Origin of the sequence: Shewanella kaireitica, from assembly GCF_023284045.1 — a bacterium.
Taxonomy (GTDB): Bacteria; Pseudomonadota; Gammaproteobacteria; order Enterobacterales; family Shewanellaceae; genus Shewanella; species Shewanella kaireitica.
The window spans coordinates 282444-303715 of sequence record NZ_JAKIKQ010000004.1; the positions used below are offsets into that span (position 1 = coordinate 282444).

19 protein-coding genes are annotated in these 21272 nt (G+C 44.7%); all 19 read left to right on the forward strand.

What is annotated here, in order from left to right; genetic code table 11:
• Positions 1–213 precede the first annotated feature (213 nt).
• The 19 genes from L2730_RS08345 (at position 214) to fliN (ending at position 21263) form a co-directional block, all read left to right on the forward strand.
• A complete protein-coding gene (locus L2730_RS08345) occupies positions 214–1614 on the forward strand; it encodes a flagellin (protein ID WP_248974157.1) in 1401 nt (466 codons plus the stop codon).
• A 483-nt stretch (positions 1615–2097) separates the two neighbouring features.
• A complete protein-coding gene (locus L2730_RS08350; protein WP_248974158.1) occupies positions 2098–3495 on the forward strand; it encodes a flagellin in 1398 nt (465 codons plus the stop codon).
• 247 nt (positions 3496–3742) lie between these two features.
• Positions 3743–4195 carry a flagellar protein FlaG gene (locus tag L2730_RS08355; RefSeq protein WP_248974159.1) on the forward strand — a complete coding sequence of 151 codons (453 nt, stop codon included), beginning with the start codon at positions 3743–3745 and terminating at the stop codon, positions 4193–4195.
• 83 nt (positions 4196–4278) lie between these two features.
• On the forward strand, positions 4279–5640 hold the full coding sequence (gene fliD, locus L2730_RS08360) for a flagellar filament capping protein FliD (protein ID WP_248974160.1): 1362 nt from the start codon (positions 4279–4281) through the stop codon (positions 5638–5640).
• A 170-nt stretch (positions 5641–5810) separates the two neighbouring features.
• Entirely contained in the window at positions 5811–6164 is a 354-nt protein-coding gene (locus L2730_RS08365; RefSeq protein WP_248974161.1) for a flagella biosynthesis chaperone for FliD, FliT, read from the forward strand.
• Positions 6165–6170: 6 nt separating this feature from the next.
• The gene (gene fliS, locus L2730_RS08370) at positions 6171–6572 is read left to right on the forward strand and encodes a flagellar export chaperone FliS (protein ID WP_220737920.1); all 402 of its coding nucleotides are present in this window, start codon (positions 6171–6173) and stop codon (positions 6570–6572) included.
• Between the two features lie 288 nt (positions 6573–6860).
• Complete coding sequence (locus tag L2730_RS08375; protein WP_283105681.1) at positions 6861–8294, forward strand: sigma-54 dependent transcriptional regulator; 1434 nt, start codon at positions 6861–6863, stop codon at positions 8292–8294.
• Positions 8295–8818: 524 nt separating this feature from the next.
• Positions 8819–9898 (forward strand): sensor histidine kinase, encoded by a 1080-nt coding sequence (locus L2730_RS08380; protein ID WP_248974162.1) that lies wholly within the window; start codon positions 8819–8821, stop codon positions 9896–9898.
• Between the two features lie 3 nt (positions 9899–9901).
• Positions 9902–11257: a sigma-54-dependent transcriptional regulator gene (locus L2730_RS08385; protein WP_248974163.1), complete on the forward strand. Its 1356-nt coding sequence runs from the start codon at positions 9902–9904 to the stop codon at positions 11255–11257.
• Between the two features lie 297 nt (positions 11258–11554).
• On the forward strand, positions 11555–11887 hold the full coding sequence (gene fliE, locus L2730_RS08390) for a flagellar hook-basal body complex protein FliE (protein ID WP_020911682.1): 333 nt from the start codon (positions 11555–11557) through the stop codon (positions 11885–11887).
• A 41-nt stretch (positions 11888–11928) separates the two neighbouring features.
• Positions 11929–13626, forward strand: coding sequence for a flagellar basal-body MS-ring/collar protein FliF (gene fliF, locus L2730_RS08395; protein WP_248974218.1), 1698 nt, complete (start codon positions 11929–11931; stop codon positions 13624–13626).
• Positions 13616–14671, forward strand: coding sequence for a flagellar motor switch protein FliG (fliG, locus tag L2730_RS08400; RefSeq protein WP_044555738.1), 1056 nt, complete (start codon positions 13616–13618; stop codon positions 14669–14671). Before fliF ends, fliG begins: the two co-directional genes overlap by 11 nt.
• Positions 14671–15633, forward strand: coding sequence for a flagellar assembly protein FliH (gene fliH / locus L2730_RS08405; protein WP_248974164.1), 963 nt, complete (start codon positions 14671–14673; stop codon positions 15631–15633). The genes fliG and fliH overlap by 1 nt, the downstream gene beginning before the upstream one ends.
• A complete protein-coding gene (gene fliI, locus L2730_RS08410) occupies positions 15602–16942 on the forward strand; it encodes a flagellar protein export ATPase FliI (protein WP_020911686.1) in 1341 nt (446 codons plus the stop codon). The genes fliH and fliI overlap by 32 nt, the downstream gene beginning before the upstream one ends.
• A 30-nt stretch (positions 16943–16972) precedes the next feature.
• Positions 16973–17419, forward strand: coding sequence for a flagellar export protein FliJ (fliJ, locus tag L2730_RS08415; protein ID WP_248974165.1), 447 nt, complete (start codon positions 16973–16975; stop codon positions 17417–17419).
• A 199-nt stretch (positions 17420–17618) separates the two neighbouring features.
• Entirely contained in the window at positions 17619–19175 is a 1557-nt protein-coding gene (locus L2730_RS08420; protein WP_248974166.1) for a flagellar hook-length control protein FliK, read from the forward strand.
• Positions 19176–19267: 92 nt separating this feature from the next.
• On the forward strand, positions 19268–19786 hold the full coding sequence (gene fliL, locus L2730_RS08425; protein WP_248974167.1) for a flagellar basal body-associated protein FliL: 519 nt from the start codon (positions 19268–19270) through the stop codon (positions 19784–19786).
• Between the two features lie 55 nt (positions 19787–19841).
• Positions 19842–20870, forward strand: a complete 1029-nt coding sequence (gene fliM, locus L2730_RS08430) for a flagellar motor switch protein FliM (protein WP_248974168.1) — start codon at positions 19842–19844, stop codon at positions 20868–20870.
• 12 nt (positions 20871–20882) lie between these two features.
• Positions 20883–21263 (forward strand): flagellar motor switch protein FliN, encoded by a 381-nt coding sequence (gene fliN / locus L2730_RS08435; RefSeq protein ID WP_020911691.1) that lies wholly within the window; start codon positions 20883–20885, stop codon positions 21261–21263.
• Positions 21264–21272: the final 9 nt, after the last annotated feature.

The window sequence follows — 21272 nt, forward strand, 5'->3', positions numbered from 1 at the left end:
TTAGATACAACTAATGAGATAAAAAATTGACGGTTAAGTGTTTGTTAATATTCGTTAAAGCATGAAGTTGACTACACGGTAGGCGAGTCAAATAAAAAACACTTTGCCGTAATCAGCGGCAAAAGTGATACAGATTCAGTTTGATAATTGAAATATTAACAATTTTAGCCAAGTAACCAATCTTGGCAAACCAACTAAGAAGAGGATTACACCATGGCTATTAGCGTTAATACTAATGTCACATCAATGAAAGCCCAAAGCAACATGAACAAGGCAAGTTCTAGCCAGCAAACGTCAATGGAGCGCTTGTCTTCAGGTTTGCGCATTAACAGCGCCAAAGATGATGCTGCGGGTCTGCAGATTTCTAACCGTATGACCAGCCAAATTAATGGTATTGGTGTTGCTATGCGTAACGCCAATGACGGTATCTCAATTGCGCAAACCGCTGAAGGTGCGATGCAAGAGTCAACCAACATCTTGCAACGTATGCGTGACTTATCTCTGCAATCGGCTAACGGTTCTAACTCAACTGATGATCGAGCGGCAATGCAAAAAGAGATGAATGCTTTGCAGACTGAGTTGACACGTATTGCTGATACGACCTCTTTTGGTGGCCAGAAATTACTTGACGGTAGCTACGGTACGCAGAAGTTTCAGGTGGGTTCAGATGCAAACCAGACAATTTCTGTTTCACTAACAGATGTTTCAGCTAACAAAATTGGTAACAATGCAATCTCTGGTGCGGGTTCTGAATTTGGCGTCGAGGCGGCAACAGTGCTAACACAAACAACAGCTGCAGATGCGACTTTTGCAGTGAACGGTAAGACTGTTGGCGTTACAGCTCTTGACGGTGCAGCGACGGTTGCTAAAAATATTAATGCTTCTGGCGCCGGTGTTACAGCCGAAGCTAGTGTAACCACCACCATTGGCGGAATGGGCGCTCTTGATGATGGTACTGTTTCTATTGTCGCAGAAGACGGTAGTAAAGATAGCTATGATCTAGCAGATTACTCAGGCGATTCAGCTCGTTTGGCAGAAGACTTAGGTAAAGCTGGTTACGATGTGAGCCATGATACTGACACTGGTGAGATTAGTATCACTGCGAACAACGTCAACGGTATTGAAATTGCGGGTACAACAGCGGGAACAGTTCAGCTAGGTGGCCAAGCAGCAGGTGCGGCGAACGTAAGTAAGACCGCTGAGCTTAACTTATCTTCACCTGACGACTTTACTGTTACAGGTACAGCAGTTGATGAAGTACTAAATGGTGCATCTGCAACAAAAGGTAGTTCATCATTAAACGCGATTAGTGCGGTAGATATTGGTACAGCGCAAGGTGCACAAGACTCACTTGCAGTTATTGATGCTGCTATCGCAGGCATAGATTCTCAACGTGCAGATTTAGGTGCGGTACAAAACCGTATGAGCTTTACCATCAACAACTTAAGCAATGTTCAATCAAACGTTTCTGATGCTCGTAGCCGTATTCAAGATGTAGACTTTGCTAAAGAAACCGCTGAGCTAACTAAGCAGCAGATCTTGTCGCAAACGTCTTCAGCAATGCTTGCACAGGCTAACCAATTGCCACAAGCCGCACTGTCATTATTAGGCTAGAACTAAGCAAGTAATCTTATAGATTGGTATCAGTGCCAATTTGATTGACGATACAAAAGCTTCGATAGTTATATCGAAGCTTTTGTTTTTAACAAAAATCCAACCTCAATTCTGAACAACCTAGAAAACGTATACCCATTTAATTGATATCCTTCTCCATTACCTCGTACCACTTTTTCATGATCGTCAAAGCTAGTTACACTTCCTAAATCAGAATCTAAAAAACGGAGGAAGATTGCTGTTAACTTATTGAGTTACATAATTTATTTGAGATTGATCGTTACAACCTTTATCTTGTATCTTACTGATTTTATTGCTTTTAAAAATTATTTTGTGAAAATATAAAATAAATACTAAAGCTTAAAAAGAACGTGCCGTTAAATATACTGTAACCAACATGATTCGCCTGGCTTTAGAAAGACAGGCACTAATACAAGTACTGTTAATTAGTACAGTCTAAAGCAAGGTAAGAGGGAATTAATAATGGCTATCTCAGTAAATACAAACGTCACCTCAATGAAAGCGCAGAGCAACTTAAACAGCGCAACAAGCAACCAGAAAACCTCAATGGAGCGTTTGGCATCTGGTCTACGCATTAATAGTGCAAAAGATGATGCAGCGGGCCTACAAATTTCTAACCGTATGACTAGTCAGATCAACGGTATTGGTGTTGCAATGCGTAACGCTAACGATGGTATCTCAATCGCGCAAACCGCTGAAGGTGCAATGCAAGAGTCTACTAACATTCTGCAGCGTATGCGTGACCTCTCATTGCAATCAGCTAACGGTTCAAACTCGACGGAAGATCGCGGCGCAATGCAAAAAGAGATCGCATCTTTGCAAACTGAGTTGACACGTATTGCTGATACGACCTCTTTCGGTGGCCAGAAGTTACTTGACGGTAGCTACGGTACGCAGAAGTTTCAGGTGGGTTCAGAAGCAAACCAGACAATTTCTGTTTCACTAACAGATGTTTCAGCTAACAAAATTGGTAACAATGCAATCTCTGGTGCGGGTTCTGAATTTGGCGTCGAGGCGGCAACAGTGCTAACACAAACAACAGCTGCTGATGCGACTTTTGCAGTAAACGGTAAGACTGTTGGCGTTACAGCTCTTGACGGTGCAGCGACGGTTGCTAAAAACATTAATGCTTCTGGCGCCGGTGTTACAGCCGAAGCTAGTGTAACCACCACCATTGGCGGAATGGGCGCTCTTGATGATGGTATTGTTTCTATTGTCGCAGAAGACGGTAGCAAAGATAGCTATGATTTAGCAGATTACTCAGGCGATTCAGCTCGTTTGGCAGAAGACTTAGGTAAAGCTGGTTACGATGTGAGCCATGATAGTGATACAGGTGAGATTAGTATCACTGCGAACAATGTCAACGGTATTGAAATTGCGGGTACAACAGCGGGAACAGTTCAGCTAGGTGGCCAAACAGCAGGTGCGGCGAACGTAAGTAAGACCGCTGAGCTTAACTTATCTTCACCTGACGACTTTACTGTTACAGGTACAGCGGTTGATGAAGTACTAAATGGTGCATCTGCAACAAAAGGTAGTTCATCATTAAACGCGATTAGTGCGGTAGATATTGGTACAGCGCAAGGCGCACAAGATGCACTTGCAGTTATTGATGCTGCTATCGCAGGTATTGATGGTGAGCGTGCTGACTTAGGTGCGGTACAAAACCGTATGAATTTTACCATCAACAACTTAAGCAATGTACAGTCTAACGTGTCTGATGCTCGTGGTCGTATTCAAGATGTGGATTTTGCTAAAGAGACTGCCGAGCTAACTAAGCAGCAAATTCTGTCGCAAACCTCTTCAGCGATGCTTGCACAAGCTAACCAGTTGCCACAAGCTGCATTGTCACTACTGTAAGCTTTAACAGCGACGAAGTAAGGTTTGGCCTTATGTTGATAAAAAGAGCTGATATCATTTAGCTTTTTGATAAAAGGGAGAGCCGGTAACGGCTCTCCCTTTGTTGTTTTATTTGTTAATGTCAGTTTGGGGCAAAGTATTCCTGAACATTTTGTTAAAGTTTATTGGCTTTAGCTAGAGCTTTAGCATTATTTAATCGTGATAATAACAGCACTATCAATAGATAATAAAAACAGGAGTGGTGATAATGGAACTTAATGTAACCAGCAACTCTGTTACTCCGGTAGGGATAGATACGCCAAAGGTGCAGAGCCTTAATATAAATGAAAAGTCAGAAGAGAATAATGTGTTAGCTAGTACTGAAACCGTCAATAAACTGCAAGATGGCAGTACGGTTAATGTGCAGCAGCAATCAATAGAAGAACAAGTTAAAGAAGAGTTGCAAGAGGAGAAGGAAGCTAGAACGCCAGAGGAGATGGAGGAGGTGACTGCAAAGCTTTCAGATATGATGGCCATGTTGCGTAAAGGGCTGACATTTAAAGTTGATGATTCACTGGGTACTCAGGTGGTGAGCGTGTTAGATATTGACACTGGTGAACTCATTAGGCAGATTCCAAATGAAGAAGCGTTAGAGTTGGCAATTAAATTGCATGAGAAAATGGCTGAGATGGATGGCCTATTGATGTCTACTGAAGTATAAGCTGGCATTTTGTGGTAAAGGTAAGTTCTGTTCATTCAGGTCTGCAGTATTGGTTTTTTTAGCATTGAAGTATTGAGGTTATTATGGGTTTAACATCCGTTGGTATCGGTTCTGGAATGGACATTAATGGCATTGTATCTGCGCTAGTACAAGCAGAAAGTGCCCCAAAAGTAGCTAAGTTCGATGCTGATGAAGGTAGACTCAATACTCAAATATCAGCAATGGGGGCGCTAAAGAGCGCGTTAACAGATTTTCAAGATAGCCTTGAAAAGCTAACCGAATCAGACACATTTATAGCCAATAAAGTTAAAACATCAAATAGTGATTATGTTAGTGCCACAGCTGATGAAAAAGCAGTTCCTGGTAGTTACAGGATTGAGGTTGAACAGTTAGCAGTGAGTCAAAAACTTGGCTCTGTTCCTGTCGCAGATGCTGCAGATCCCATTGGCGAGGGATCATTAACCTTCGGGGTAGATGGTGACGACTTTACCGTTGCGGTAGAGGCTGGAGATTCGCTTGAAACCGTGATGCAAAAAATTAATGATGCGGAAGATAATGTTGGCGTCACGGCAACCATTATCAATGGTGATAATGGTCCGCAATTAGTTATGACGTCAGATAAAACGGGTACGGACAAACAGATCACTGTCACTGCTACAGATACTGATGGTGGCACCGGATTGACGGATACATTTACCATGACCGAGTTAAGCGCGGCGAAAGATGCGGTGCTTTATGTGGACGGGTTAAAAGTAACTTCTAGCAGTAATGACGTTGAAAACGTAATCACAGGCGTGAGCTTATCGCTATCAGATGCAGATATTAATAAAACAACGACAGTCACAGTATCAGCAGATACAGCTAGCGTTAAATCTCATATTGAAGGTTTTGTAGAGTCATACAATACGCTAATGGGCACAATATCAGATATGTCTGGTTATGACCCTGAAACTAAGAAAGCAGGAATACTTCAAGGTGACTCAATGGTCCGAAGTATTCAAAGCCAGCTTAGAGGAGTGCTTTCCACAAGTTTTGATACTGATGATGGTGTAACCATGTTGGCTAATATTGGTGTGAAGACTACGCAGCTAGGCACGTTGGAGATAGATAGTTCTATTTTAGAAAAGGCTCTTGAGTCCGATATGCCTGAGATCAGAGATATGTTTAGCACCGAAGATACGGGGCTGGCTGCTCGACTTGACGGCTTAATTGAAACTTATGTGCAGTCGGGCGGTACGATCGATAGCCGTGATGACACCTTAAATAATCAGATCTCTCGTATAACCGATAGTCGAGAGGCACTCGCCATGAAAATGTCCTCTTACGAAGCAAGGCTGTTAAAACAGTTCAATGCTATGGATTTGATCGTTGCAAATTTGAGTTCACAATCTGCAGATTTGACCAATCGTCTTGCCTCATTACCTGGAGTTGTTCCTAAAAATTAATCGCGTGCTAGTCGTTATTAATTGAGCTAATAGTTGCGGTTTTTAAGCCGTTAAAACATGGTTCAGTGAAGTCATTGCGATGGAAACAGGTTATAAAGTCGTTTAAGGCTGTTCCAACCGATTTTTAAACCTGTCTAATATTATGCTAGAAACTTTTAAAGTGAATACCGATGAAGACAACACTTACCATAACAGCTGAGGTCATAGAGCAACTCGCTACAGTTGACTCTGTAATGACAGATTTGCTCGATAAGCTAGAAAAAATTCAATTTGAAAATGACGAAACTGACACTCTGGTATCTAAATTGCAGGATGTGATTAGTGCGCGTCAAATTTTGATTGGTCAGCTAGTGACCGATAGTCAATTTGAAGATCGAATCTACCTGCAAGCGCAGGCAGATAAGACAACAGAATTTGAACATCGAGCCAAAAAAGTATTAGCTGATCGCGAAGCCTTATTACGCGGAATGCGCAAAGGTAAACGCCAAACTAATTTATATAAAACAATAGATTCAAATAGGTAGGTATTTATGAGAGGTTCGCTTCAATCATATCGTAAAGTTTCTCTTGATAGCAGCATTGCTGTTGCATCACCCCATAAAGTGATTCAAATGATGTTCTCTGGTGCCTTGGAGCGTTTAGCACAAGGGCGTTATGCCATTGAACAGAATAACCTAGAGCTTAAAGGTGTGAGTTTAGGCAAAGCTGTTAGCATTGTTGCTGGACTCAATAGCAGTCTTAACATGGATGCAGAAGGAGACGTTGCGAGTAATTTGAGTTCACTGTATGACTTTATGCTGCAAAAAATCTCTGATGCAAATATTAATAATGATGTTCAAGCAATTGATGACGCAACGGATATTTTGCGCGTCATCAAAGAAGCTTGGGATGCAATCCCAACTGAACTTCATGAGCTATCGTCTGAAAGCTAATAAGAGCGCCTCTATTTAAAGAGGCTAGAAAAGGAGTGTAAACGCACTCCTTTTTGGCACATGTCAAAAACTTGTCATTATAAAATTTATGGTTGATGAGTTTTTAAGCAAAAACGTTTCGGTTTCTCATAATATTCATCCTAGGCTTGCTAATGGCGAGCCGATAATACACTATTCAATCTGGTAGTGAATTTGATAAGATTTCTTTGAGAGAAGCTACTGGCTTGAAATAAGCAACCAACACTAATAATTAATGCGCTGATACATATAAGCCTAACGGCCTTCGGAATGATGCAAACAGATCAACGAATTCTACTTGTCGGTAACCAGTCAGAGCGAATTAATCGCTTGTCTTGTGTATTTGAATTTTTAGGTGAGCAAGTCGAGTTGATCGGTTTCGATAAACTTGAGTTGCATACTAAACAAACGCGCTTTCGTGCGATTGTTTTACCTGCTGAAAATCAATCTAAAGAACTTATCCAGTCTTTGGCTGGAGCGCTTCCATGGCAGCCATTTTTGCTGTTAGGAGAAGTTGCAGACGTTAAAGCGTCTAATATTCTTGGCTGTATCGAAGAACCACTTAATTATCCGCAGCTCACTGAACTGCTTCACTTCTGCCAAGTCTATGGCCAAGTGAAGCGAGCTGATGTGCCTACTAGTGCCAATCAAACAAAACTGTTTCGCAGTCTTGTAGGCCGCAGTGAGGGGGTAGCCAACGTACGTCACCTCATTAGCCAGGTTGCCAGCTCCGATGCCACAGTATTAGTACTGGGTCAGTCTGGTACTGGTAAAGAGGTGGTTGCGCGTAATATCCACTATATTTCAGAACGTCGTGACGGCCCGTTTATTCCGGTTAACTGTGGTGCTATTCCGCCTGAGTTACTTGAGAGTGAGCTGTTCGGCCATGAAAAAGGCTCTTTCACTGGCGCGATTAGTGCCCGTAAAGGTCGCTTCGAGCTCGCAGAAAAAGGTACCCTGTTTTTAGACGAAATAGGGGATATGCCACTGCAAATGCAAGTCAAGCTGTTGCGGGTGTTACAAGAGCGTATGTTTGAACGTGTTGGTGGTAGTAAGTCTATTGCTGCAGACGTTCGCGTGGTTGCAGCGACCCATCGTAACCTTGAAAACATGATCGAAGAGGGCGAATTTAGAGAAGACCTCTACTACCGACTAAACGTATTCCCAATTGAAATGCCTGCTTTGTGTGAACGCAAAGAAGATATTCCACTGCTGCTGCAAGAACTTGTTAGCCGTGTCTATAACGAAGGCCGTGGACGTGTTCGCTTTACTCAAAGAGCGATAGAGTCACTTAAAGAGCATGCTTGGTCTGGTAATGTTCGAGAGTTATCCAATCTAGTCGAACGCTTAACCATACTATATCCTGGTGGATTGGTAGACGTTAATGATTTACCGATTAAATATCGTCATATTGATGTACCTGAATATTGCGTTGAGATCAGTGAAGAGCAATTAGAGCGTGATGCACTAGCTTCTATCTTTAATGATGAAGAACCGATTGATATCCCTGAGTCTCGCTTCCCGAGTGAACTACCACCTGAAGGTGTAAACCTTAAAGATCTGCTAGCAGAACTTGAGATTGATATGATCAGGCAAGCATTGGATCAACAAGACAATGTTGTTGCCCGCGCCGCTGAAATGCTCGGTATACGCCGTACAACCCTAGTAGAAAAAATGCGTAAATATGGCTTAGGCAAAGACTAGCCTTCCACTCATGCTTTCTGTAGAAAAAATGCGACGCTTCTGGTGTCGCATTTTTTTGCGCTAATTTTGTGTAGTTCTTAAGGAACGTAGGTATTAAGCGCTAGGCATTAGCAAAGACGGTAAAGTCTTAGACGCACGGCCTACAGCCATACGGAACGCTTCGCTTAACGTAAAAACGAGAAAAGAGCAATCTGACGGCATAAATGCCGACCTACAAAAGATAGCAGCGTCATAACTTTATGGCCTGTAGGTTGGGCTTTAGCCCATCAATGATTACAATCGACCAGCAATCTGACGGCATAAATACCGACCTACAAAACAAGTACCTAACCTGACGGCATAAATGCCGACCTACTTCAAGAGAAGGTGCTAGCCGCTGGTGTGTGAAAGTGTTTTACTGCTTTTAATTTTGCTAGTAGCGAAACGTTCTTGCCATGGCGCAGCCATGATCTAGAATTGATGCTACATTGTGGCATAAAACCTGCTTTAACCCTGTCAAATATCGTTTTTTTGACGGAGCCACTATGTCGGCAATGCCACAACCACAGCTTGATGCTCTCAGTGTGAATCGCCCACAACTGGTCGATGTTCAGCAAGCCGCGAATATGTCCAATCGCATGGAGCATATTCTGCAGGCGATGCCGTCAGGCGTAGTGATCATTAATGGCGACGGAATTGTGACAGACGCAAACCCGGTTGCAATTGAGCTACTTGGTGGGCCGTTAGAGGGGCTGCGCTGGTTTAAAGTGATCAATCAAGCTTTCTCTCCGAAAGATGATGATGGTCATGAAGTGTCACTGCGTAATGGTCGACGGGTCAAACTTGCTATAACGCCACTAACGCCTGAGCCAGGTCAGCTGATTGTATTAACCGATCTGACAGAGACCCGTTTACTACAAAAGAATTTGTCTCATCTGCAACGGTTGTCAGCATTAGGAAAAATGGTGGCAACACTCGCTCACCAAGTTCGTACGCCTCTTAGTGCTGCATTGTTGTATGCATCAAATCTCGCCAGCCCGAAGATTTCAGATAGCGCCAGACAGCGCTTTCAAGGGAAGTTAGTTGATAGGCTTAATGAACTCGAACACCAAGTTAATGACATGCTATTGATGGCTAAAGGCCGTCAACAAGAGTTAGATGTGGTGGTTAATATCGAAGATGTTATTGATAGCGTGCTGAATAATTGCCAGCCAATAGCGGCTCAGAAAGGCTGTCAGCTCGAATTTATTAATCATGCCACTCAGTGTATACGTGCCAATGATTCTGCATTGAGTTCGGCAATTAATAATCTAGTGGTCAACAGTATTGAGGCTGGCGCAACAAAAATTAATATTAAGACCTATGATACTGAAACGGCATTGCATGTTGATGTTATTGATAACGGAAAAGGCTTAGATAGCGATATGCAGCAACAGGTGCTCGAACCTTTCTTTACCACTAAAGCGCAGGGGACCGGGCTTGGATTAGCTGTTGTGCAGTCAGTCGTCAATAACCATGGTGGCATGATGCAGTTTAGTTGCCATGTCGGTGAAGGTTGCACCGCCGCGCTTAAATTTCCACTGGCGAAACCACAAGTTGCCACTGACACCGTCGTTGGAGCATAGAGAATGTCTGAAGGAAGATTACTGTTAGTTGAAGATGACGCATCATTAAGAGAGGCATTGCTCGATACCTTGATGCTAGCGCAATATGACTGCGTTGATGTCGAGTCGGCTGAAGCGGGTATTTTAGCGCTTAAAAACGACAGCTTTGACATGGTGATAAGTGATGTGCAAATGGAAGGGATTGGTGGTCTTGGTTTGCTCAATTACCTGCAGCAGCACCATCCTAAAGTACCTATGTTATTGATGACGGCTTACGCGACCATAGATAACGCAGTCAATGCAATGAAACTGGGCGCAGTAGATTATTTAGCTAAACCATTTTCGCCAGAAGTATTGCTTAACCAAGTATCACGTTACCTACCTGCAAAATCGATAGAAGGCAGCCCTGTTGTAGCCGATGAAAAGAGCCTGGCATTGTTATCTTTAGCGCAACGAGTTGCGGTATCTGATGCCTCGGTGATGATCATGGGCCCAAGTGGCAGCGGTAAAGAGGTGCTTGCGCGTTACATACATCAGCATAGTCATCGCTCTGCTGAGCCATTTGTAGCAATTAACTGTGCGGCAATACCGGAGAACATGCTAGAAGCAACACTGTTTGGTTATGAGAAAGGGGCGTTTACTGGCGCGTACCAAGCATGCCCAGGAAAATTTGAACAAGCGCAAGGGGGCACACTACTGCTGGATGAAATTTCAGAAATGGAATTGGGTCTGCAAGCGAAGTTATTGCGCGTGCTTCAAGAACGAGAAGTTGAGCGTTTAGGTGGTCGGAAAACCATTAAGTTGAACGTCCGAGTGCTAGCAACCTCTAACCGAGATCTAAAAGCGCTGGCAGAGGCCGGCGAATTTAGAGAAGATCTTTACTACCGAATTAATGTTTTTCCGCTCACGTGGCCAGCGCTGAATCAGCGTCCTGCTGACATTTTACCTCTGGCAAGGCATTTAATTAGTCGCCATGCAACGGCGATGAACAGGACCGAAGTCCCTGAACTTGCAGAATGTGCCTCACGCCGACTATTGACACACCGCTGGCCTGGTAACGTTCGAGAGCTTGATAATGTCGTGCAGCGAGCGCTTATTTTGAGTGTCGGGAATGCAATCACCATTGCTGATATTATTATCGATTCTTGCGATATCTCATTAACTGCGGAGGTAAACTCGGTAACTGAGGAGACTAAGAGCAATGAGCTTGACGGCTTAGGGAATGAACTTAAAGCGCAAGAACATGTGATTATTTTAGAGACTCTGAGCCAGTGCAACGGCAGTCGTAAAGAGGTTGCTGAAAAATTGGGGATCAGCGCGCGTACTTTGCGTTATAAAATGGCCAAAATGCGTGACTCTGGGATTGAAATTCCGGCTTAAGCGCTGACAGGACGCATTGGGTAGCTAATACGCAGTCTACTATTTGAGTGTTCTCAGCCTTGCTAGCAAAGAGCAGTAACAGTAAAAGTGTCAGATTTTTGCTGTTGCTTTCTTCATAATGAGTCGCTGCTGTAAACGTAGGTCGGCATTTATGCCGTCGCTTTGCTTTGCCGTTATGGCTTGAAGCTAAATCCACTACTTCAAACCTTATTAATACCTTTCTATAAACTGGCACGATTACTGCTTTATCTAGCTCAATTAAGATTTTCGTCAAGAAAACGACATTGGGAGATAGCTATGCAAATCGGCGCTAATTCTTTACTGCAAGAGATGCAGTCACTTAACGGTCAAATCGGCACTCAAGGCGCTCAAACAAGTGTTGCCCGTCAAGTGAACAACACTTCTGGTGCTGATTTTGGTCAACTGCTCTCTCAAGCTGTTGGAAATGTGAGCGAACTTCAGTCAAATGCATCTAATTTGGCCACTCGCCTTGATATGGGCGATACCACAGTGACATTATCTGATACCGTTATCGCGCGTGAAAAATCTAGCGTTGCTTTTGAAGCAACCGTGCAAGTAAGAAATAAGCTCGTAGAAGCTTATAAAGACATTATGAGTATGCCTGTTTAGGCCTTTATCACTAAAAGCAGGTAGCAATTGTGAGTACAGAAATGGTCGTAGGAACAGGTTCAAACGTCGCTGCCGCTGGGCAGTCTGGTGGTGTTCAAGAGGAGCATAAACCAGGGGTGATGGGATCGATTGGCAATATCGACATGTTACGCCAAGTAACCATGATATTAGCCCTGGCTATCTGTTTAGCATTAGCTGTTTTTGTGATGATTTGGGCCCAAGAGCCTGAATACCGACCTTTGGGGCAAATGAGTACGCAAGAGATGGTTCAAGTACTCGATGAGCTCGATAAAAACAAAATTAAATACCAGATCCAAGGTGATGTGGTAAAAGTGCCAGAAGACAAATATCAAGATGTAAAAATGATGCTAAGCCGTGCTGGTTTAGATCAAGCCGCTGCCAATGATGACTACTTAAGTAAAGACAGTGGTTTTGGCGTCAGCCAGCGTATGGAGCAAGCTCGCCTTAAACATAGCCAAGAGCAAAACCTTGCTCGCGCTATTGAAGAACTTAAAAGTGTTAGCCGCGCCAAAGTTATCTTAGCTCTGCCAAAAGAAAATGTTTTTGCCCGAAATCGCTCTAAGCCAAGCGCAACAGTTGTAGTGAACACTCGCCGCGGTGGCCTTGGTCAAGAAGAGGTCGATTCGATTGTCGATATCGTCGCATCAGCGGTTCACAACCTAGAGCCGAATAAAGTGACTGTTACCGATTCAAATGGTCGTCTTCTGAATTCGGGTAGCCAAGATGGCGTGTCTGCAATTGCTCGTCGTGAACTTGAAATTGTTCAACAAAAAGAATCTGAATACCGTAATAAGGTAGAGTCAATTTTGATGCCGATTCTAGGCCCTGAAAACTTTACCTCGCAAGTTGACGTTAGCATGGACTTTACAGCCGTAGAGCAAACCGCTAAGCGTTACAATCCTGACTTACCGGCGCTGCGCAGTGAGATGGTAGTAGAGAACAACTCTAATGGCGGCACCACTGGTGGGATCCCAGGCGCTTTGTCTAATCAGCCACCGATGAATTCTGATATTCCTGAAGAGGTGGGTACAGAAACAACGTCTGTTAGCAGTGGTAGCAGCCATAAAGAAGCCACACGCAACTTTGAACTTGATACCACTATCAGCCACACTCGGCAGCAAATAGGCACATTAAGACGTGTCAGTGTGTCGGTAGCGGTTGATTTTAAAAATGCCCCTGCTGCTGAAGATGGTAGTGTCACACGCGTCCCTCGCACCGAACAAGAGCTAGCCAACATTCGCCGTTTACTCGAAGGTGCCGTTGGTTTTAACACCCAACGCGGTGACATGATTGAAGTTGTTACTGTGCCGTTTATGGATCAGTTAATAGAAGATGCGCCAGCACCAGAAATGTGGGAACAACCTTGGTTTTGGCGTGCAGTAAAATTAGGCTTAGGTACCTTAGTTGCGCTGGCGATAGTGATGTTTATTATCAGTCCAATGCTAAAACGTATTGTCTACCCAGATAGCGCCAAGCTGCCAGAAGAGCCAAAGATGGGCGATGAACTGGCTGAGATTGAAGATCAATATGCTGCTGATACATTAGGCATGTTAGAGCGCCCTGAAGCTGAATACAGCTATGCCGATGACGGGTCGATTTTAATTCCCGACTTGCATAAAGATGATGACATGATTAAAGCCATCCGCGCGATTGTCGCGAATGAACCTGAACTATCGACTCAAGTCGTGAAAAATTGGTTAATTGAAGATGACAAATAATACTCCCGTAGAGGGGCAAGCAGTAACACCCGCACCTGGGTTTAAGCCTGAAGATTTAAATGGTATCGAAAAAACGGCCATATTGTTGTTGAGCCTAAGTGAAAGTGATGCCGCTTCTATATTGAAGCACCTAGAGCCAAAACAGGTGCAGAAGGTCGGTATGGCAATGGCTGCAATGCAGGACTTTGGCCAAGAAAAGGTCATTGGGGTACATAAACTATTTTTAGACGATATCCAAAAGTACTCATCTATCGGTTTCAATAGCGAAGAGTTCGTCCGTAAGGCTTTAACCGCTGCGTTAGGCGAAGACAAAGCCGGTAACTTGATTGAGCAGATCATTATGGGCAGTGGCGCCAAAGGTCTCGACTCGCTTAAGTGGATGGACGCACGCCAAGTAGCGACTATCATTCAAAACGAACATCCGCAGATCCAAACCATTGTTTTATCTTATTTAGAGCCAGATCAAGCGGCAGAAATATTTGCTCAATTCCCTGAAAACACTCGTTTAGATCTCATGATGCGAATCGCTAATCTTGAAGAGGTGCAGCCAGCAGCACTACAAGAGCTTAACGATATCATGGAGAAACAGTTTGCTGGGCAAGGCGGTGCGCAAGCTGCGAAGATGGGCGGTCTCAAAGCGGCTGCAAATATTATGAACTATCTCGATACTGGCGTTGAAAGCCATCTTATGGAAACCATGCGTGAGTCTGATGAAGAGATGGCGCAACAGATCCAAGATCTTATGTTTGTGTTTGAGAACTTGAGTGATGTCGATGATATGGGCATTCAAGTACTGCTTCGAGAAGTGCAGCAAGATGTATTAATGAAGGCACTCAAAGGCACTGATGATCAACTCAAAGAGAAGCTCCTTGGTAACATGTCTAAACGTGCGGCCGAATTGCTGCGTGATGATTTAGAAGCGATGGGACCTATTAGGATAAGTGAAGTTGAAGTGGCGCAAAAAGAGATCTTATCGATTGCACGCCGCCTAAGTGAAAGCGGTGAGCTTATGCTCGGCGGTGGCAGTGGTGAAGAGTTCTTATAATGGCTGACTCCAAAGAGCCTAAAGGGGCGACAGTTAACACAACCGATGAGTTTGGTCACTGGGACTTGCCCGATATTAGCCAAGCAGTAGATACCTCATCATTGAATATGTTTGGTCGACATGGCTCCAGTATCGACATTGAAGATGATGGCGAGGCTGAAGCTATTTTGCCGCCGACATTAACTGAGATTGAAGATATTCGCGCCGATGCCGAGCGAGAAGGATTTGTCCAAGGACAAGAGGCGGGTCATGCAGAAGGGCTTGAAAAAGGCCGTTTAGCAGGGCTAGAGCAGGGACATAGCGAGGGTTTTGAACAGGGAAAAGAGCAGGGGCATGAGGCTGGCTTACAAGCTGCTGCCGAGATGCTACAACGCTTTGAAGCATTACTTGCACAGTTCGAGCAACCACTCAGTATTCTCGATACTGAAATCGAGAAAGAGTTGCTATCGACATCAATGAGCCTGGCAAAAGCCGTTATCGGCCACGAGCTTAAAACCCACCCTGAACATATATTAAGTGCACTACGCCAAGGCGTTGATTCGCTGCCGATTAAACAGCAGCAAGTGAACATCAGAGTGACGCCTGATGACGAAGCATTGATCAGCGGGCTCTATAGTGCAGCGCAATTAGAAAAAAACCGCTGGGATATCGAAGCCGATCCAAGCTTATCCGCAGGTGACTGTATTATAAGCAGCGGGCGCAGTCATATCGATATGACGGTCGATACACGAATTCAACATGTCTTTTTTGAGTTAGAAAAAACTCAGCAAGATTTACTGCAGCAAAAAGAACAGCAAGAGGAAGCGCTACTTAATCAAAGAGCGAGTAAGCAAGCTGCTGTTGAGAGCGCAGAGCCTAATTCGACTCCAGCAATAGAGACACAACAAGAACAGCAAGCTCAAGAATCCGCCCCTGCCGCCGAAGGTGAACATGCCAACACGCCAACACCGACTGCGCAGTAAACTTGCGCAGCACCACAGTAAGGTGAATCCTTTTGTGGCCGAAGCCAGCGGACAGTTAGTTCGTGTGGTGGGTTTAACACTAGAAGCTACCGGTTGCCGGGCTTCAGTCGGCAGTCTTTGCTCGATAGAAACTATGTCTGGTGAGCTTGTGGCCGAAGTGATTGGTTTTGATGATGAGCTGTTGTACTTGATGCCAATTGAAGAGCTTAGCGGCGTGCTGCCAGGGGCAAAAGTCACTCCGCTCGGGCAGCAGTCTGGTTTAAGTGTCGGACTGGCATTATTAGGCCGAGTGCTTGATGGCAGTGGCCTACCGATTGATGGCTTAGGCAACCTGCAAACAGATCAAAAAGCCCCGACTCACGCCCCTGCAATAAACCCTTTAGCAAGACGCGCGATTAGCGAACCGCTCGATGTGGGTGTGCGAGCCATTAACTCAATGCTGACCGTAGGTAAAGGTCAGCGAATGGGACTCTTTGCCGGTTCTGGTGTGGGTAAAAGTGTGCTGTTAGGCATGATGACCCGAGGCACTACCGCCGACATCATTGTGGTGGGGTTAGTCGGAGAGCGTGGCCGTGAAGTTAAAGAGTTTATTGAAGAGATTTTAGGCCCTGAAGGCCGTGCACGCTCAGTCGTTGTTGCCGCGCCGGCAGATACCTCGCCATTGATGCGCCTGCGCGCATGTGAAACCTCAACACGGATTGCCGAGTATTTTCGCGACATGGGTTACAGCGTACTGCTATTGATGGACAGTTTAACCCGTTATGCTCAGGCGCAGCGCGAAATAGCATTGGCCGTCGGCGAACCACCTGCAACCAAAGGCTATCCGCCTTCAGTATTTGCCAAGCTGCCTAAACTGGTGGAAAGAGCTGGCAATGGCGGTGGTAAACAGGGCTCGATTACCGCCTTTTACACGGTATTGACAGAGGGGGATGATCTACAAGATCCTATTGCCGACGCATCACGAGCAATCCTTGACGGCCATATCGTTCTTTCCCGATCGCTGGCTGATTCCGGTCATTATCCTGCGATAGATATCGAAGCGTCCATTAGTCGTGTCGCGCCTATGGTGATAACGACAGAGCACTTAGAGGCAATGCGCCGAGTAAAGCAGGTTTATTCACTGTATCAGCAGAACAAAGATCTAATCTCTATTGGTGCTTATACCCAAGGCAGCGATCCTCGAATTGATAATGCAATTCGGCTACAACCCGCTATGAATGCATTTTTACGCCAAACCATGAAAGATGCCATTACCTTTGACAGTAGTACGCTTATGTTGAGCCAATTGGGCGCGCAGTGTCAGGTTTAGTATTGAGCAGAATCAATGAGTAATAGATAAATGGCCAAAGCTGATCCACTTTTTACCGTTCTTAAATTAAACCAAGAGGCGGAGGAGCAAGCATCTCTGCAACTTCGTGCTGCTCAATTAGAGTTACAGCGCAGACAAAGCCAACTAAAGGCGTTGCAAGACTATCGTTTAGATTACATGAAACAGATGGAGCAACAGCAAGGTAAAAACATCAGCGCGAGTTACTATCATCAATTTCATCAATTCGTACGTCAGGTGGATGATGCCATCGTCCAGCAAGTCAATTCGGTCCAAGAAGCAAACACCCAACAGCAACATCGACAAACTCATTGGCAAGAGAAACAGCAAAAACGTAAAGCTGTAGAGCTGCTATTGGCTAATAAAGCCGAAAAAGCTCAGCTTGCCGAGCAACGCAGGGAACAGAAGATGGTTGATGAGTTTGCCTCGCAGCAGTTTTACCGTAAGTCACGCCGCTAGATTTATTACGCCAGATTTAAAGCACTTGATGTAAAACACTAGATTGCTGGCAGCTCAATATTCGCCGCTTTGTTGGCATCATAATTGCTGGGTTGTAGGTAATAGGTAATTTAAGCGAGCACTTAAGCCGATATTTTGACGCTAATTACCCAACCTAACTATCTATTTTTGCTTTGATGGCAACGCTGACGGAGAAGTTATGCAGCAGATGACCAATATATTACTCAGTAGTGCCGATGCTGCCAGTGCTAAAAAGACAGCTGTAAGCGCAAAGCCCGAGCCGAGCGCAGAAGGTGATAATTTCTCTGCGGCACTTGCAAAGGCCAGCAAAGAGGGCGCTACTACTGAGCAAAAAACAGTAGATGGAAACGCAGCATTAACCACTGCAACGACAGGTGAACAAAAACAAGGCGACTTGAAAGACGCTAAGAGTAATGAAGAGTCAAACAGCAGTGATGATGTTAATCAGGTGCTGGCTCAAATTAACCTTGCCAACAACTTTCCAGTTAGCACAGATACTCATGCTGACTCGAAGATTGCCGCTGACGGCGAAGGTTTGCCGTTAGACGAAGATACTGCTGCAGAGCTTGTCATATTGAAAGCAAGCGCTGAAGAAACTGACAACAGCGACTCAGACAAATCCACCGCGTTATCTGATGAGATCTTACAAGCATTAAGCTTGCAAACTGGCATATCCGAACAAGCACTATCTGAAATGCCTGAAGCTGAACTTGAAGCGTTGCTGGCGCAAAGCCAGATTTTAGATGCCGACGGTAAGCTATTAGCCCAGTACGCAATCGTAGCGGCCCCAAGTATGGTAACCACAAATACTGCCGATGGACTTAACACTGCTGCTAATAAAATCGATACAGCAAGTGGCTCTGAAGTAAGCAACAGTGCTAATCGTGGCCCAAAACTAGTACACAATAGCGCTGAGGCAGATGTGTTATCTCAGCAAGCAATCGATCCGAACACTAAAGCTGAAAGCCGCGACATTCTAGGCAAAGAAGCAGCTATTCAAACGGGAACTGCTACAACAAACACTACTGAAGCGGTTTCAAAACGAGCTGATATAGACAATAGCAATAATGGAAAACTTAGCAATACTGCGGCTGCTGAGCAGCTTAAAGGCGCTGAGCTATCAGTGAGGCTCACACCTATTCAAATGGGACTGGAGGCAAACCTTGCTAGCGGCAATGAAGAACAGTCTACCCAAGATATTAAGACAGTATCTGGCCTGCAAGCACATAATCTACAAATTCAGCAGAGTTTAACTCGTGTAGAACCGCAGCAAATACAATTAGCGCTGAAACAACATGCAGATCAAGCGACTCAAATGCAGGAGATGATCCAACGTTTCTCTCCGGTAATGAAACAGCAGTTGATGACCATGGTCAGTCAGGGAGTGCAACACGCTGAGATCAGGCTCGACCCTGCAGAGCTTGGCAGTATGATGGTACGGATCCAAGTTCAGGGGGATACAACTCAAGTGCAGTTCCAGGTGAGCCAGCATCAAACTCGAGATCTCGTTGAACAAGCAATGCCAAGATTACGTGAAATGTTAGCCGAGCAAGGTATGCAATTAACGGATGGCCAAGTATCACAAGGTGACCGAGGTAATGACCAATCATTCCAAGGTGATAGAGACAGCCAAGGTAATAGTCACAGCGAAATGGATGAAATTTCAGCAGAAGAGTTGATTGTTGGCGCAAATCAGGCAACAAGTTCGGCTTCAGGTATAGATTATTACGCATAAGCAGGTAACCTATAGCACAGTTAAAGACTTGGCTTAACTTGTGAGATTGACCGAGTTAGGCAAGCGCATAAAAGTCCAGTTAGGGAAAGCAGATGGCAGAAGAAGAATCATTAGAGCTTGAAGTCAGTGACAAGCCGAAAAGTAAGAAGAAGTTAGTGCTATTTGGCAGCATTGCAGCGGTACTGATCATTATTATTGCAGCAACACTATGGTTGCTATTAAGTGGCGATGATACCGCTGAGCGGACGGGCAATGAAGAGGTGGTTGCCGAAAAAAATCTGTCGGATAAAAGGGAAGCCTTTTACGCGGCAATGCCACGCCCGTTTCTGTTTAACTTACCAGGCAACGGTCGTACTCGGCTCGTCGAAATCAAAGTACAGTTAATGGTGCGTGGTAAAGATGATGATGTGTTGATTAAAAAGCATATCCCATTAATTGAAGATGCCTTACTGACCACCTTTAGCGGTGCGGATGTGCAGAAACTCAGTACCTTAGCAGGTAAAGATGAGCTGCGACTTTTAGCATTACTCAATGTACAAAATACTCTGCAACCAATTATTGGTCGTAAAGTCGTTGAAAAAGTATTATTTACCGGCTTTGTAATGCAGTAAATTTACACGGCTCTTTTTGTAAACCAAACGTTTTTATATAGGCAAAGGCAATATCGTGAGTGATTTATTAAGCCAAGACGAAATTGATGCGCTACTACACGGTGTAGATGACGTCGAAGAGGACATGATAGAGGACGGCGAGCTTGATGCCCGTTCCTATGATTTCTCTTCGCAAGACCGTATTGTGCGTGGCCGAATGCCAACGCTGGAGATTGTTAACGAGCGTTTTGCTCGCCACTTGCGAATCAGCATGTTTAACATGATGCGCCGTGCGGCCGAAGTGTCAATTAACGGCGTACAAATGCTCAAATTCGGTGAGTACGTGCACACTCTTTTTGTGCCGACAAGCTTAAACATGGTGCGCTTTAGTCCATTAAAAGGGACCGCGCTTATTACCATGGAAGCAAGGCTTGTGTTTATTTTAGTGGACAACTTCTTTGGTGGCGATGGACGTTTTCATGCCAAGATTGAGGGACGAGAATTTACTCCCACTGAACGCAGAATTGTGCAACTGCTGCTTAAAATTATCTTTGAAGATTATAAAGAAGCTTGGGCGCCGGTGATGGATGTTGAGTTCGATTATCTCGACTCTGAAGTCAACCCAGCGATGGCGAATATCGTGAGTCCAACCGAAGTGGTCGTGGTCAGTTCATTCCATATCGAAGTCGATGGTGGCGGTGGTGATTTCCACATCACTATGCCGTATTCGATGATCGAACCTATTCGAGAGCTGCTCGATGCTGGTGTACAAAGTGATACGCAAGATACTGATATGCGCTGGTCGCAGGCACTACGAGACGAGATCATGGATGTTGATGTTGGGATCGACGCGACCGTTGTAGAACATCAGGTGACATTACGTGACGTGCTTGAGTTTAAGGCTGGGGATGTGATCCCTGTTGAGCTGCCTGAACACATTATTTTGAAAGTTGAAGATCTACCCACTTATCGTTGTAAGATGGGGAAAACTAAAGAGAATCTTGCATTAAAGATTTGTGAACAAATACAAAGACCAGAAACGGTTAAGTCGGAACTGCAGTTGGTTACCCATAAAGGTAAGCCACGCGAACGCTCTGAGATATAAGGTGATAAGTAAATGAGTACAGATACAGGTGATGACTGGGCTGCAGCAATGGCAGAGCAAGCAATTGAAGAGGCACAAGCTGTAGAGCTAGATGAATTTAGCAGCGATGCCGCGCCACTAAGCGAAGAAGAAGCATCAAAACTTGATGCGATTATGGATATCCCTGTCACCATTTCAATGGAAGTGGGTCGCAGTTTTATCAATATTCGTAATCTACTGCAGTTAAACCAAGGCTCGGTTGTAGAACTTGATCGTGTTGCAGGTGAACCTCTCGATGTGATGGTTAATGGCACCTTAATCGCTCATGGTGAAGTGGTTGTTGTTAACGACAAATTCGGTATTCGTTTAACCGACGTTATCAGTCAGACTGAGCGTATCAAAAAGCTTAAATAAAGGGATTAG

Coding starts and splice junctions, on each gene's coding strand:
- fliI (WP_020911686.1), top strand. CDS start 15,602: ATGCCAACACGCCAACACCGACTGCGCAGTAAACTTGCGCAGCACCAC.
- L2730_RS08350 (WP_248974158.1), top strand. CDS start 2,098: ATGGCTATCTCAGTAAATACAAACGTCACCTCAATGAAAGCGCAGAGC.
- fliH (WP_248974164.1), top strand. CDS start 14,671: ATGGCTGACTCCAAAGAGCCTAAAGGGGCGACAGTTAACACAACCGAT.
- L2730_RS08380 (WP_248974162.1), top strand. CDS start 8,819: ATGTCGGCAATGCCACAACCACAGCTTGATGCTCTCAGTGTGAATCGC.
- fliL (WP_248974167.1), top strand. CDS start 19,268: ATGGCAGAAGAAGAATCATTAGAGCTTGAAGTCAGTGACAAGCCGAAA.
- L2730_RS08385 (WP_248974163.1), top strand. CDS start 9,902: ATGTCTGAAGGAAGATTACTGTTAGTTGAAGATGACGCATCATTAAGA.
- fliJ (WP_248974165.1), top strand. CDS start 16,973: ATGGCCAAAGCTGATCCACTTTTTACCGTTCTTAAATTAAACCAAGAG.
- fliS (WP_220737920.1), top strand. CDS start 6,171: ATGAGAGGTTCGCTTCAATCATATCGTAAAGTTTCTCTTGATAGCAGC.
- L2730_RS08355 (WP_248974159.1), top strand. CDS start 3,743: ATGGAACTTAATGTAACCAGCAACTCTGTTACTCCGGTAGGGATAGAT.
- L2730_RS08420 (WP_248974166.1), top strand. CDS start 17,619: ATGCAGCAGATGACCAATATATTACTCAGTAGTGCCGATGCTGCCAGT.
- fliF (WP_248974218.1), top strand. CDS start 11,929: ATGGTCGTAGGAACAGGTTCAAACGTCGCTGCCGCTGGGCAGTCTGGT.
- fliG (WP_044555738.1), top strand. CDS start 13,616: ATGACAAATAATACTCCCGTAGAGGGGCAAGCAGTAACACCCGCACCT.
- L2730_RS08375 (WP_283105681.1), top strand. CDS start 6,861: ATGATGCAAACAGATCAACGAATTCTACTTGTCGGTAACCAGTCAGAG.
- fliN (WP_020911691.1), top strand. CDS start 20,883: ATGAGTACAGATACAGGTGATGACTGGGCTGCAGCAATGGCAGAGCAA.
- fliD (WP_248974160.1), top strand. CDS start 4,279: ATGGGTTTAACATCCGTTGGTATCGGTTCTGGAATGGACATTAATGGC.
- fliE (WP_020911682.1), top strand. CDS start 11,555: ATGCAAATCGGCGCTAATTCTTTACTGCAAGAGATGCAGTCACTTAAC.
- L2730_RS08345 (WP_248974157.1), top strand. CDS start 214: ATGGCTATTAGCGTTAATACTAATGTCACATCAATGAAAGCCCAAAGC.
- L2730_RS08365 (WP_248974161.1), top strand. CDS start 5,811: ATGAAGACAACACTTACCATAACAGCTGAGGTCATAGAGCAACTCGCT.